The organism is Anabaena sp. AL93 (assembly GCF_001672085.1).
In the GTDB taxonomy this organism is placed as follows: Bacteria; Cyanobacteriota; Cyanobacteriia; order Cyanobacteriales; family Nostocaceae; genus Dolichospermum; species Dolichospermum heterosporum.
On the sequence record NZ_LJOU01000045.1, the window covers coordinates 32,232 to 46,264 of the forward strand.

A 14,033-nucleotide genomic window follows, 5' to 3' on the forward strand; every position below is an offset into this window, starting at 1 on the left:
TACGAATTCCGGCGTTGCTGATTAAGGGTATGAATTTTAGTCTCACGCAAAGGCGCAATCACGCTTCGTGATCTCGAAGAGTAGACGCAAAGGTAAGATTTTTAAAGGTTCAATTTGGAAATTTCATACCTCGATTCAGCAACGCCCGAATTCCAAATTACGAATTACGAATTAATGTTGTTTCTGCAATCTGGAAAATTATTTCTTCTAATGTCCGTAATAATTCTTGCTCATTGTACGGTTTAGAAAAATAAGCTTTTGCTCCTAATTGCATAGCTAACTGACGATGCTTACTACTACTACGGGAGGTTAACATAGCGACAGGAATATTTCTCAACTCTGTATTGTTGTTGATTCGCTCTAAAAAGCTATAACCGTCAATACGAGGCATTTCAATATCACAGATCACTGCTTGGACTTGCAAACCACTTTCTAGCTTTTCTAAAGCTTCTTGACCATCTTTAGCCTGTTCTACTTGATATCCACCTTTTTCCAGGGTTAGTGCTAGATAACGACGGACATTAATGGAATCATCAACAATCAAAATTATGCCTTTTTGGCGACTAGGTTGATTGATAGTGGGTACTTTTGGCGGTTTGAGGAATGCAGTTTGTAGTCTTGTTGTTGGTAATTTATTACTGATGTGGGGACGTTCATTTTTTGTAATCCATGATATTAAATCATTAGTGTTAATGAGGGGAACTACTCGACCATCACCCAGAATTGTACAGTTGTTAAAACCACTGGGAAGGGGAATATTACCTTCTACTTGACGAATAGCTACTTCTTGTTCACCCCAGCAACGTTCTACTTGAACTGCGACTTGTTGATGATCATGTTTGACTATCAATACACTTATAGCATTAATGATCGGCAGAGTTTCTAATTCCAGGTTATTGTAGCGGGAGCAATTAAATTCAAAGTAACTATTGAGACGCAGTAATGGTAATTGATTGTTTTGCCAGTTAATAAATTCTTTCCCGTTTTGGGAGAAGATTTGTTCCTGTTCTAGCAAGAAAATTTCCTCAATTACGTCTGTAAAAAATGCTAACACCAAGCGATCGCTCTCAACCAATAAAACCCGCGCAACTGACAGGGTAAATGGTACTGATAAGGTAAACTTCGTCCCCACTCCAGCTTGGGTGTCAACATTCACATCTCCTCGCGCTAATTTCAGGTTATTACGGACTACATCCATGCCTACACCCCGACCAGACAACGCTGTTACCTGTTCTGAGGTGCTAAATCCTGGTTCAAAAATTAATGATAGTAGATCTTCATCACTAGCGCTCGCTAATAAAGAATCGTCCAAACCCATTTTTAAGGCGCGGTGACGAATTTTTTCTAAAGAAATACCTTGACCATCATCACGAATAGTAATAATCGTGCGATTACTATGATAGACAGCTTTCATTTCAATCAAACCTTGTTCACTTTTTCCTTGCTTTTTCCGAGTAATAGGATCTTCAATTCCATGATCAAAAGCATTGCGTAACAAGTGCATTAAAGGCTCATTTAAAGCCTCCAAAATACCTCTTTCAATTAAAGTATTTCCACCTTCAATTTTTAATTGCACATTTTTTCCATACTCAACGTTTAAATCCCTAATAGCTCTAGGAAAACGTTCTACTAAATCGGAAAAAGGACGCATTCTCACCTGGGTTAATTGTCTTTGTAATTGTTTAGAAGTTTTATTTAGTTTTCTTGCTATTTGGTCTGTATCGTCCACACTTAATTGGATATCACTGGTAACTTCTGCAACTTGGACAATAGTTTCCATCACATTTTGAGATAATAAATTCAATTTTTGATAGCTATCTTGTTCTATAAAATTATTTTCTACTTCTTGATTACCATGATTATGAGTTATTATTTTTGCGTAAGCTGTTCGCAGTTCTTGATTTTCTTGATCAAGAATTTGGACTCTTTGACTGAGATTACGCACCAATTTACGTAATCTTTCCATTTGCACATTTAACCCATTACGTTGAATAATAACTTCTCCAAATAAATCATTAATTTTTTCTAAATGTTTACTAGGAACTCTAACTGTATTTTCCTGGTTTTCCCTTTCTTTAGGCGGTGAATTAATATCACTTTTACGTTCAGTATATTTATAATCTATGGGGATATTTTCTGAGGTTGATACTCTATCAGCACTTTCTGGAGATAATTCAACATTTTCTAATAAATCAAAATCAGAAATAGCTGATTTATACAATAAATGATCTTGCTGATTTGCTAAAATCAGAGGACGATCATGAATAACTTCACCAAAATCAATTCTAGTTGGTAAATTATCTCGTTGATTACTTAATACTAAATTTTGAGATTGTCGCCATGCTTTTAATGCTAAATTAGCAATTTCTAAACAACTATCAGGGTAAGTTTCTAAATAATGGCTAACTGATTGACATAGTTGGGTAAAAGCTGTTAATTGCAGCATTTCTCCTAACCCACCTAACTCAGTTGCCATCATTACCAACTCTGCTCTTAATCCCGATTTATTACTATTTTTTAATCTAGCTTCTAGGTGTTGTAAATACTCTTCAACTTCAGTTTCAAATAATAAAGGGATAATTTCTGTATCATCTTCGGATGATAGCAAAGTTGTGATATTTTCTGGAGTCGGTTCACCTAAACGCTCATAAAGTTCGTCAAAAACGGGATAACAAAATTTTCTTAACCAACTATCATCCAGATTATTACCCTTTGCCAGTAACTCAACAATCTGTCGTAGCCAATCAACACTAGATAGTAATAAACTTTGTAAATGAGTATCAAGTTCCAAAGAATCTTTTTGAGTCTTTAAAACTTTAAAGGCATCTTCCAATTTATGAGCTAAATCACTTAATACGCGAAATCCCATCATTGCTGCTCCACCTTTAATAGAATGGGCGGCTCGCATTGCAGCGTTGATATGTTCTAATTCAATACGTTTGCTGATGTCAATTTCCAGTAATACCCCTTCTAAAGTATTGAGATAATCAGTTGCTTCTTCCAGAAATTGCATCTGGATTTCCAATTCTTTATCTTTAGTCATTAGTCATTAGTCCTTAGTCATTATTTATTAATTCAGAACAAATGAGAATATCAATTAGGTGGGAAAGTCTCAATAGTATCTTTTAACTCTTGAGAAATATCTACTGCTTTTTGTAAAGATTGGGAAACTTGACGCGAATTATGAATATTACGTGCTGATACAAGGGTAATATCTTTAATAGTTTGACTCACAATTTGTGATGTTTGAACTTGAGATTGAGTAGAACTTAAAATTGACTGAACTAAGGTATATATTTGCTGAGATACATCAACGATTTGTTGTAAATTATGCTTGGCATTTTCAATAATATTACTGCTTTGGGTAACTTGATTAGTTCCCATTGACATAGTTTTTAATACTTCACCTGTTTCTTGTTGAATTTTGGCAATTATTTCCTCAATTTCTTGAGTAGCGGCTGCACTTCTGGCGGCTAATTCGCCAACTTCTTCAGCGACCACTGCAAAACCTTGACCTTCTTCTCCGGCTCTTGCAGCTTCAATTCCCGCATTAATTGCTAATAAATTAGTTTGCATGGAAATTTGATTAATTATGGAAACCACACGAGAAATTTGTTGAGAGGAGTCCCCTAAACGTCTTACTTTTTTAGTTATTTCATCAACCGTTTCTTGGACATAGCCAATATTTTGCAGTGTTAAATCCATCTCTGCTCCAGTTTTAGTAGCTGTATGGTTAGCATCATTAACAATGATTGCAGCTTGCTGTGCTATATCAGCGATAGATTGAATAGCAATGGTCATATTTTCAATAGTTTCTAAGCTTTGGTGCATTTTTTCAGGTTCTATGATTGCCTCTGTGGTGAATTTTTCTAAATAACCATTTACTTCACTAACAGCTTGTTGAATTTGGTTAACAATTGGCTGAATACTATCCTGAAAATTCTGAAGTTCTAGAGAGTCTTGATTAATATTTGTTTGACTATTAGCTTTCAATTTTCTAATCTCTACTAACAGATGAGATTGTTCTAAAGCATAGCCGACTTGGGTAGCAATTTGGGTTAAAAAATTAATTTCTTCAACTTGCCAAACATGAGGATGATGACAATGATGAGCAATCAAGAATCCTTGAATTTCTCCATGACTTAAAATTGGTGCTGTTAAACTACTTTGTACAGAAAACTTCTTTAACCACTCGATATAACTATTAGTTAAATTTACCTCTTGTTCAACGTCTGATATGGCCTCAAATTGATGATTTTTGCCAAGTTCTCGCCAGTGGGAATCATTGTTATATACACCGAGCATTTTTTGACAATCATCAATTACCGATTCAGCAATTACTTTGACAGCTTGAGTTTTCCGGTGGAGTTTATAAATGATAACTCTATCTGTTTTTAGAATATGACTAACTTCAGAAATTGCTGTTTGATAAATAGCTTCGGACTGAAGATTTAGCCGAATTTTTCTAGTTACCTCTAGCAGTAATTTTAACCATTCAATTTCTCTTGCTTGATCTTCTTGTTTGTTAAATACACTTAGATTTATTTGCTCCTGAATTGCCTCACCTTCTGTAATGGATGTATTAGCAATCTTAGCATTAATCCGCTGACTTAACCAAGCTACAAGCAACGTCATTAATAATGCGATTAATGGTGTTGTACTAGCAGTTAATGTCAAAAATTCTCTTTGTTGCTTAAATGCGATCGCTATATCTTTTTCTACGATTAATTGCCACTTAATATCCGGTAAACCTGATATTTGGGAAAATGGTATGTAACTAATAAGTTGCTGTTTTTGATTATTTTTGGCAATGGCTGTAAATGTATCAATATTTTTTGCACTCAAAACATTAGTTAAACTCGGATATATATTGACCAATTTTTCATCTAATACATCCTCATAAGAACTAATTAAAATTTTTCCTGTTGCATCTAAAAAATAATATTGATGAGTCTCATCTATATAACCTTTGATTACTTTTTTTAAAGCCTTTATAGGCAAACGGGTTCTGACTATACCAATAGTATTACCCGCCACTGCATCCTTAATTGGTGCAGCTATGTAAATCACTGTGCCGATATTTTTAACTATTTCTGGTTGACTAATAATAGGAATATTCTGTTTAATTACCTCTTGAAAATAGGTCAGTTTTTTTTCTGGAGTTAAAGATTCTCCTGATGATTGCATCATCACTTGTCCATTAAGATCAAATATGGCTACACTATCATAAACATTACTATTTTTGATCAAGCTATCTAAGGAGGCTTTTGTTTCTATATTAATTGTGCTGGTATCAACTTTCGATATTTGCCTAGATTTTTCTGTTCCTGCTTTTTTGCGAGCTTTCATCGGACTTGAAAAAGATATATTAGATAGGATCTGAATATCTCCATAGCGTTGTCCAATAAAGTTATTAACTTTATCACTTAAATTAATTGCTGTATTTTCTTGGGATGTAATAATTTGCTTTGTAATTAACTTACTACCAAACATATAAGCGATCGCACCAATTCCCAAAACTGGTAAAGTACCAATAGCGATAGACAAAATTATAGATTTGGTACTCAAATTAAATTGTCGCAAATATTCTAATCCCTCATACCAAAACCTCTGATAGCTGGAACTTTTTCCTCTATTATCAACAACTTTAGCTGGAGAAATTAAAGATGCTTTATTTTGAGAATTGCTACTTTGTTTGATATCAGTCTTATTCAACATATATTCCTCACACCACAACTATAAAATAAAAAATTACCACTTTTTTCGAGTATTAATTATTAGTTAATACAAAAAACATCTGAACTTAAAATATGTACTGCATTTAATACCAATAAAATTTCTTCTTGTTGTACCACACAACCACATAAGTAAGGTACTAAACTAGATGCTACTTGTCCCACAGGGGAACGGATATCATCAGCAATAAACTTGGTTGTACCTTTAATTTCTTGGACAACTAAACCTAAAATCATTGATTCTATTTGAATAACAATAATATTATACTGATGCAACCGGTGATCAAGACATTCTAGATTAAACATCTTCGGTAAATCAACTACCCAAATTATATGACTGCGCCAATTCATCAATCCTAATATACAAGCAGGCATATTCGGAATAGCCGTAACCGATGTCACAGGTACAATAATTGCTTCCTGCGTATGAGCAATGGATAAAACAGCACCAGTTTGTTGATTAAGTTGAAATTTGAGATAGCCATCTTCTCGACTATTATGTATGGCTTGATGGTTAAAGTCAATTTGCAACTTTTTCATAAGTAAATGTAAATATAATTAAAATCAGTTTATTTTCGTTTTATGGGATAACCATAAGTTTCCATAATCCATAAGAGGATGTTTGAAAGGTTTCCGGCGATTAGAAATCGCTACTACACAAACAAAGTCCACCTGCGTGGACTAAGGAAAAATCAAGGTCTTTGAACCCACGAAGGTGGGTTTCGTCTGTGTAGCCGCGACTTCTAGTTGCCCTTGCAAGTAATAAATTAGACTTTTCAAATACCCTCTAACTTTCTCCCATACTACCTTACCTGTGCCAAGTATACGGTAGGATTGTCTCTTCCAGAACTGAACTATGGGTTACGCCACGCTACCCTATTAAGTAGGTTGGCGTTGAAAATTGTCGTTATGGCAGGGCAAGAGGCAAGAGGCAAAAGGCAAGAGTAAAGAGGTTTTGGGCGATTTTACGTTTCTTTACACAGTTTGGTTTTATTGTGTTCACCTACTTAGTTCCGGGCGGATTATGTTTAGAATGAAACAGCCCTGGCTATTTTCTCTATTTTCTCTATCTCATATTTTGCTTTTTCTCCGCTTTGGGATCACGATTGGCTACAGCGGCTAATTCCGCATCCATTAAGGTTTTTCCGGTGGCTGCTAGGTAAACATCATCTAAACTAGGACGAGATTGAGCGATGCCAAAAATTGGTAAATTGGCATGATTTAACGCCTGTTGAATCGTGATCAAAACGTCATTTTGCGGAGTAACTACTAAATTTAGAGAGTTACCTTGGGCGCTGTTGATGATGATTTCTTGAACAAAAGGTAAGGCTGCTAACAGGTTTTTGGCGGTTTCGGCTTCTTCTAGAGGTGAAAATTCACGGATTCTTAAGGTGATGCGATCGCCCCCCACCTGATCTTTTAACTGAGAAGGTGTACCATTAGCAATAACTAAACCTCTATCAATAATTGCCACCCTGTCAGCTAAAGCATCAACTTCTTCTAAATAATGACTGGTAATTACCACAGTAGTTCCCCCAGCCCGTAATTGCCGCAAGAAATTCCAGACTACAACCCGACTTTCAATATCCAATCCTACTGTTGGTTCATCTAATACCAACACATCCGGCGCATGAAGTAAACCAGCCGCTAGATCTAACCGCTTGCGTAAACCACCGGAATAAGTGCCAGTTTTTTTGTCTGCGTATTCTTGTAACCCCAGCAAATCCAAAATAGTATTAATTCGCTGTTTAATCAGCGCACCAGGAAGATGATACAGTGCCGCTTGTAATTGTAGTAACTCCCGTCCAGTTAGCACCTTATCCAAAGCTACCTCTTGGGCTACATAACCCAGCTTTTGCCTAGCCAACTTGGGGTGATTTAAGACAGAAATGCCGGAAACCTCAATTTTCCCAGTATCAGGCGTTGTTAGGGTACATAAAGCCCGGAGAGTGGTCGTTTTCCCAGCCCCGTTGGGTCCAAGTAACCCAAAAATTTCTCCAGGTTGGACTTGAAAGGAAACATCCTGGACTGCAACTAGATTACCGTAGCTTTTTTTGAGATTTTCGATGAAAACAGCGGCAGTCATGACAGCTATAATCCTTAACTATACAATTCGCAACAATCTATCTTTCATTGTACAAGTTAGGCGATCGCCATGATGAGTTGAATATTTCATTTTCAGATAATTTTCAATACAGATTTAGCCAAATGATCAACTATAGGGATAAGCTCATCTCTATCGTTATTGTTGATACTTCAGCTATACAGTACGTCTATCAACTCGACTTATTTGATTTATTTTTGAAACTATATAGTCAAAGAAACAGGTATAAATTTGGTATAATTTAGAGATATGCCAAAGATTTGAGGAATTAGTTGTGGAAGGTGCTTTAAGTTTATTAAGTTATAATCAAGAGATGGACTGGGAATGTCAATAATATATTGTGAATTTCTCATTCCCAGAGGGCCTGTTTCATCACAAGGAAGTTCAAAAGGACGTAATGAATTGAAAACTGTTGTTCGTGCTGAAGCCCAAAAGGTTTGGACGGGTAGCAGTCCAATTAAAGATGCTAATTTACAGTTAACGCTAATTTATCTTTGTCGTGATAATTATGGTGATCTGAATCTACTTGACACCGATAACATTATTAAACCCATTCAGGATGCACTCAATGAGTTAGTTTATGAAGATGATGGACTAATATCAGATGTAGAGAGTCATCGTCGGTTTTTATCTGAGCCAATTGATATAACTAATTTACCTTTATTATTGCAGCAAGGTGTCATGATTGGTAAAGAATGTGTTTATGTCAAAGTAAGTGAATCTCAACCATTGGAAAAATACTTATGATAGACAATACTAAAAGTTTACATGATGAGAAAGTTGAATCTTTGATCAAGAAGTATCGTGATCAAGGATTTACAGTTATACAAAACCCGAAAGCAGATCAATTACCCTTTGATTTGGATAATTATCAACCCGATATTCTTGCTACTAAGAATGAAAATGAATCTGGTTTAATAGGTTTAATAATTGAAGTAAAAACCAGTATTCGTCCAGTTTCAGTTGAGCGTTTACAATTTGTAGCAGAAGAAGTAAGTAGACATCCAGGCTGGCGTTTTTTATTGGTGACACCTGAAGATATACAAGCAGAATCATTACTAGGAACATCGGAAGAACTACCTTCTTGGGAAGAAATAACTGACCATTTTCGTCAAGTTAGCAAGCTTATTGAAAATAATAATATTGAACCTGCTTTTCTTTTTCTTTGGAGTGTTTTTGAGAGAGCATTAAGGAAAAGAGCATTTGATGTATCAATTCCTATTGAACGCTTACCAGCCATAAAATTAATAAAATCAATGTACTCTTTGGGAGAGTTATCAATTTCTGAATTTGATATTATTCAAGCTTACTTAGAAAAGCGTAATCGTCTGGCTCACGGTTATATTCAGAAGCTAGATTCGGAGGTTTTACCTACGTTTATAATGTTGGTTGTTAAGTTATTGATAGAATGGATTTCTCATATAACTGAAGAAATAGCAATTTTACAGGTTTTCGGGCAAATTATGGTTAGTATGACCGAAAATACTCAGGAAACTACAGCACAAAGGAATCAGAAATTTCAAGAAATATTAGTTTCTGTGTTAAACGACGAACCAACAGAAAAAAAAGATGAAATATTTGCAAAGATTAAGCACATATTGGAAAAAGTAGAAGGAGGAACTAATTTTTTCAATGAAGTTCAACACTTATCTGATGAGTATTGCGATCTTTCTACTGACTCTAAAAATCAACAGCTAAACAAAAATGAAATAGTTTTAGATGATAACGCACAAATAGCACTTGATACTTTACCAACTCAAGAGAAATACAAGATTAGTCATGCTATTAGTTGTCTAGAAAAATTTCCTGATTGTTCAGAAATTGAAGTTTCTCAACTGAATTCAAGCTCAGATAATGATTTTATTGCCAAGGTAGGAATATATCGAATCATTTTTGAATTTCAATCTAAAAAAGTAACTATTATTGATATAGTTAATTACAAACGGATTGAAATGTTATATGGATTATTAGCAAAGGCTAAAATATGAGAGATATAGATTCTTTTGATATAGATATTAATATGAAATTACTAATTTTACCCTCTTCTTTGCGCCTTTGCTTCTTTGCGTCTTTGCGCGAAATAAAAAATCATATAAAAAACACCCAACTAAAAACATGGAACTATACTTAATCCGTCATGGCATTGCCGAAGAACATCAATCGAACCTAAAAGACGAAGAACGACAACTCACCCCAGAAGGAAGACAAAAAACCGAGAAAATAGCTCAAAAATTACTAAAGCTAGAATTACACTTTGATCTAATTCTTACCAGTCCCCTAGTCCGCGCTTACCAAACAGCAGAAATACTCATTGCGGCTGGATTGAGTTCCCAATTAGAAGCATCAGATCATCTTGGCTTTGATGGTAATATTCAAAATTGGTGGCAAGAATGGCTTCAACCCAGGAATTATCCCCAGAAAACCAACCTAGCATTAGTCGGTCATGAGCCTAGTTTAAGCCATTGGGCAGAAATTCTCCTGTGGGGAGAAGCAAAAGAGAGCCTCATCCTCAAAAAAGCAGGTATGATGGGAATAAAACTACCAGATGATGGTTCAGCTTGGGGTCGTAGTCAAATGTTTTGGTTGACATCACCCAAGTACCTGCTGTAATAGTTGTTACATCTGCAATTATTGTGGTGAAAATAGTCTCTGGTGAGTTAGCGTGAGCAGATATTTTACAAAGTAAATGGTGTTGCCATGACGGTATGCGAATACAAGCCTGGTTTAGAAGGCATTCCCGCAGCCCAGTCGAGTATTAGTTATGTAGACGGGCAGAAAGGAATTCTAGAATATCGTGGTATCAGGATTGAGGAATTAGCCGAAAAAAGTACATTCCTAGAAACTGCATATCTGTTAATTTGGGGTGAATTACCAAACAAGGAAGAACTAAAAGCATTTGAGCATGAAGTTCTCTTCCACAGACGCATCAAATACCGCATTCGGGACATGATGAAATGTTTCCCTGAAAGCGGTCATCCGATGGATGCGCTTCAAGCCTCGGCTGCTGCTTTAGGTTTATTCTATTCTCGTCGGGATTTACATAATCCGGTCTATATTCGGACTGCGGCTGTTCGTTTAATAGCGACGATTCCCACAATGGTAGCAGCGTTCCAGTTAATGCGAGAAGGTAATGACCCGGTTAAGCCTAGAGATGATTTAGGCTATGCGGCTAACTTCCTGTATATGCTCAACGAGAAAGAACCTGATCCTTTAGCAGCCAAAATATTTGATATCTGCTTAATTCTTCATGTTGAACATACAATGAATGCTTCAACATTTAGTGCTAGAGTCACAGCTTCTACTTTAACTGATCCCTATGCTGTCGTTGCTAGTGCGGTGGGTACTTTAGGCGGTCCATTGCATGGTGGAGCGAATGAAGAAGTAATTCAGATGTTGGAAGCAATTGGTTCTGTAGAGAATGTTGTCCCCTATGTGGATGATCTTCTCAAACGCAAAGCTAAAATTATGGGCTTTGGGCATCGTGTCTACAAAGTCAAAGATCCCCGCGCAACAATCTTACAAGGCTTGGCAGAGCAGTTGTTTGATAAATTTGGCTATGACGAATACTATGAAATAGCCGTGGAAATGGAACGGGTAGTTTCGGAAAAACTGGGTGACAGAGGGATTTATCCTAATGTTGACTTTTATTCCGGTTTAGTGTATAGGAAAATGGGAATTCCTACAGACTTGTTTACACCAGTATTTGCGATCGCTCGTGTAGCAGGTTGGTTAGCACACTGGAAAGAACAACTGGTAGAAAACCGGATTTTCCGTCCTACCCAAATTTACAACGGTCGTCACGAAATCGCCTACACTCCCATTGACCAACGTTAACTAACAAATAAATTAACTCTAGATTTTGGATGTTCAATTCAAGTCCTCTAGTGGGCAGATTGATAACTGTCCTATCTACCATTGAGGCTTGTCGTCCAAAATCAAAACCCGCTAAAATTGGCAACTTGACAACAGCAGCCAGTGTGGGAAAATCAGACAATTTGTAGACCATAGACAACCGTTACCAACTGGGAAGCGGCTAATTTGTCTTGTTTAACGACTTAATGGGGAAACTTTTGCCCATTTCCTCACCCACCAATCATCAATTCCCAATCCCAACCATAAGTAGAAGTTGTCTTGTGGAGTCTCATGGTGAAAACCATCCAAGGATATACTAGACTCATGAATTGGCAAATGTATTGAACTTCAATCGGTCATCATCTCAGCAGAGATTATTACTAAAGCTGAAGACAAAAGATGAAAATTAGAATAACTGATTTCATCCTTCACAGTTCATCAGCACGTTGACTTAAAGAGCAGCAAACATGAATCCAGGAATTGACCTCCAAGGAACTTTTATTCAATCTGTCAAGGACTTAGGCGTACCCCCAGGAGCGGCCAAAGCCCTATGGATGCCATTACCAATGGTATTGATGCTGATTGGGGCTACAGTAGGTGTCCTAGTGGCCACATGGCTAGAACGGAAAATTTCTGCGGCAGCACAGCAACGGATTGGTCCTGAATACCAAGGACCATTTGGATTGTTAGTGCCTGTGGCAGATGGTCTGAAGCTGGTATTTAAAGAAGATATCATCCCCGCTAAAGCAGATCCTTGGCTATTTACCATTGGTCCAATTATTGTCGTTTTACCAGTATTTCTGTCCTATTTAATTGTGCCATTTGGACAGAATATTATCATTGCTAACGTCGGTATGGGCGTATTCTTGTGGATTGCATTATCGAGTATTCAGCCCATTGGCTTATTAATGGCGGGTTATGCCTCCAATAATAAATATGCCTTGTTGGGAGGTTTACGGGCAGCAGCGCAGTCCATCAGTTATGAAATTCCCTTAGCATTGAGTGTACTAGCGATCGCCATGATGTCCAATAGTCTTAGTACCGTTGACATCGTTAATCAGCAATCTAACTTTGGCATTCTCGGCTGGAATATTTGGCGACAACCATTAGGTTTCGTGATCTTTTGGATAGCCGCCCTAGCGGAATGCGAGCGCCTACCCTTTGACTTACCAGAAGCAGAAGAAGAACTAGTTGCCGGGTATCAAACTGAATATTCAGGCATGAAATTCGCCCTCTTCTACCTCAGTTCCTACATTAACCTGGTACTTTCTGCCTTACTAGTAGCAATTTTGTACCTTGGTGGTTGGCATTGTCCTATACCCCTGGAGATGATCACTGGTTGGTTAGGAGTCAGCGAAAGTGACCCAGCCATTCAGGTAGTCACAGCGGTGATAGGCATTACCATGACCGTGATTAAAGCCTACTTACTAGTATTTTTTGCCATCCTCATTCGTTGGACAGTACCACGGGTACGGATTGACCAATTGCTAGACTTAGGATGGAAATTTCTCTTACCAATAGGCTTGGTAAATCTCCTATTAACCGCAGCCTTCAAACTAGCCTTTCCCTTCGCCTTCGGTGGGTAATGGCTAATGGGTAATGGGTAATGGCTAATAGGTAATGGCTAATGGATCAGTATTCTACCAATTACCAATTACCAATTACCAATTACCAATTACCAATTACCAATCACCTGACAAAAGTAGAGTCATAAACAATGTTAAAGTTCCTCAAACAAGTTGGTGATTACGCCAAAGAAGCAGTCCAAGCAGGTCGTTATATTGGTCAAGGATTATCTGTTACTTTTGACCACATGAGACGGCGACCTGTTACCGTTCAATATCCCTACGAAAAATTGATTCCTGGGGAAAGATTTCGCGGTCGCATTCACTATGAATTTGACAAGTGTATTGCTTGTGAAGTCTGTGTGCGTGTTTGTCCCATTAATCTTCCTGTCGTTGACTGGGAAATGGACAAAGGCACTAAAAAGAAAAAGCTCAAACACTACAGTATTGATTTTGGAGTTTGTATCTTCTGTGGTAACTGTGTGGAATACTGTCCCACCAACTGTTTATCCATGACAGAAGAATATGAACTAGCCACTTATGATCGCCATGAACTTAATTACGATAGTGTAGCCCTGGGACGATTACCCTATAAAGTTACAAACGATCCAATGGTGACACCACTGCGCGAACTTGTTTACCTACCTAAAGGCGTAATGGACCCTCACGGAGTCCCCGCCGATGCCCCCCGTGCAGGTTCTCGTCCAGAAGACCTAGTAGTCTGTCAACCCGAAAATGACGGGTGAAGGCAAGCAGGGGGGGTAGGGGAGGTAGGGG

At 37.3% G+C, this 14,033-nt stretch carries 10 protein-coding genes; 6 read left to right on the forward strand and 4 right to left on the reverse strand.

From position 1 onward, the window contains the following. Positions 1-157: 157 nt before the first annotated feature. From AN486_RS13450 to AN486_RS13465, 4 genes are all read right to left on the reverse strand, one after another. Positions 158-3,043 carry a hybrid sensor histidine kinase/response regulator gene (locus AN486_RS13450; protein ID WP_053538222.1) on the reverse strand — a complete coding sequence of 962 codons (2,886 nt, stop codon included), beginning with the start codon at positions 3,041-3,043 and terminating at the stop codon, positions 158-160. 50 nt (positions 3,044-3,093) lie between these two features. After that, positions 3,094-5,718 (reverse strand): methyl-accepting chemotaxis protein, encoded by a 2,625-nt coding sequence (locus AN486_RS13455; protein ID WP_190382674.1) that lies wholly within the window; start codon positions 5,716-5,718, stop codon positions 3,094-3,096. Between the two features lie 59 nt (positions 5,719-5,777). Next, complete coding sequence (locus AN486_RS13460) at positions 5,778-6,275, reverse strand: chemotaxis protein CheW (RefSeq protein WP_053538220.1); 498 nt, start codon at positions 6,273-6,275, stop codon at positions 5,778-5,780. Positions 6,276-6,801: 526 nt separating this feature from the next. Then, positions 6,802-7,821: an ABC transporter ATP-binding protein gene (locus tag AN486_RS13465; protein ID WP_190382675.1), complete on the reverse strand. Its 1,020-nt coding sequence runs from the start codon at positions 7,819-7,821 to the stop codon at positions 6,802-6,804. 342 nt (positions 7,822-8,163) lie between these two features. Here AN486_RS13465 and AN486_RS13470 point away from each other — a divergent pair, with 342 nt between their 5' ends. From AN486_RS13470 to ndhI, 6 genes are all read left to right on the forward strand, one after another. Then, on the forward strand, positions 8,164-8,586 hold the full coding sequence (locus AN486_RS13470) for a RusA family crossover junction endodeoxyribonuclease (protein WP_290601044.1): 423 nt from the start codon (positions 8,164-8,166) through the stop codon (positions 8,584-8,586). Further along, entirely contained in the window at positions 8,583-9,827 is a 1,245-nt protein-coding gene (locus AN486_RS13475; RefSeq protein WP_290601046.1) for a hypothetical protein, read from the forward strand. Before AN486_RS13470 ends, AN486_RS13475 begins: the two co-directional genes overlap by 4 nt. A gap of 127 nt (positions 9,828-9,954) precedes the next feature. Then, entirely contained in the window at positions 9,955-10,449 is a 495-nt protein-coding gene (gene sixA / locus AN486_RS13480) for a phosphohistidine phosphatase SixA (protein ID WP_053538217.1), read from the forward strand. An 87-nt stretch (positions 10,450-10,536) separates the two neighbouring features. Then, positions 10,537-11,673: a citrate synthase gene (locus AN486_RS13485; RefSeq protein WP_053538216.1), complete on the forward strand. Its 1,137-nt coding sequence runs from the start codon at positions 10,537-10,539 to the stop codon at positions 11,671-11,673. Between the two features lie 485 nt (positions 11,674-12,158). Then, the gene (gene nuoH / locus AN486_RS13490; protein WP_015080283.1) at positions 12,159-13,277 is read left to right on the forward strand and encodes an NADH-quinone oxidoreductase subunit NuoH; all 1,119 of its coding nucleotides are present in this window, start codon (positions 12,159-12,161) and stop codon (positions 13,275-13,277) included. Positions 13,278-13,408: 131 nt separating this feature from the next. Next, positions 13,409-14,002 (forward strand): NAD(P)H-quinone oxidoreductase subunit I, encoded by a 594-nt coding sequence (gene ndhI, locus AN486_RS13495; RefSeq protein WP_027402454.1) that lies wholly within the window; start codon positions 13,409-13,411, stop codon positions 14,000-14,002. The last annotated feature ends 31 nt before the right edge of the window (positions 14,003-14,033 follow it).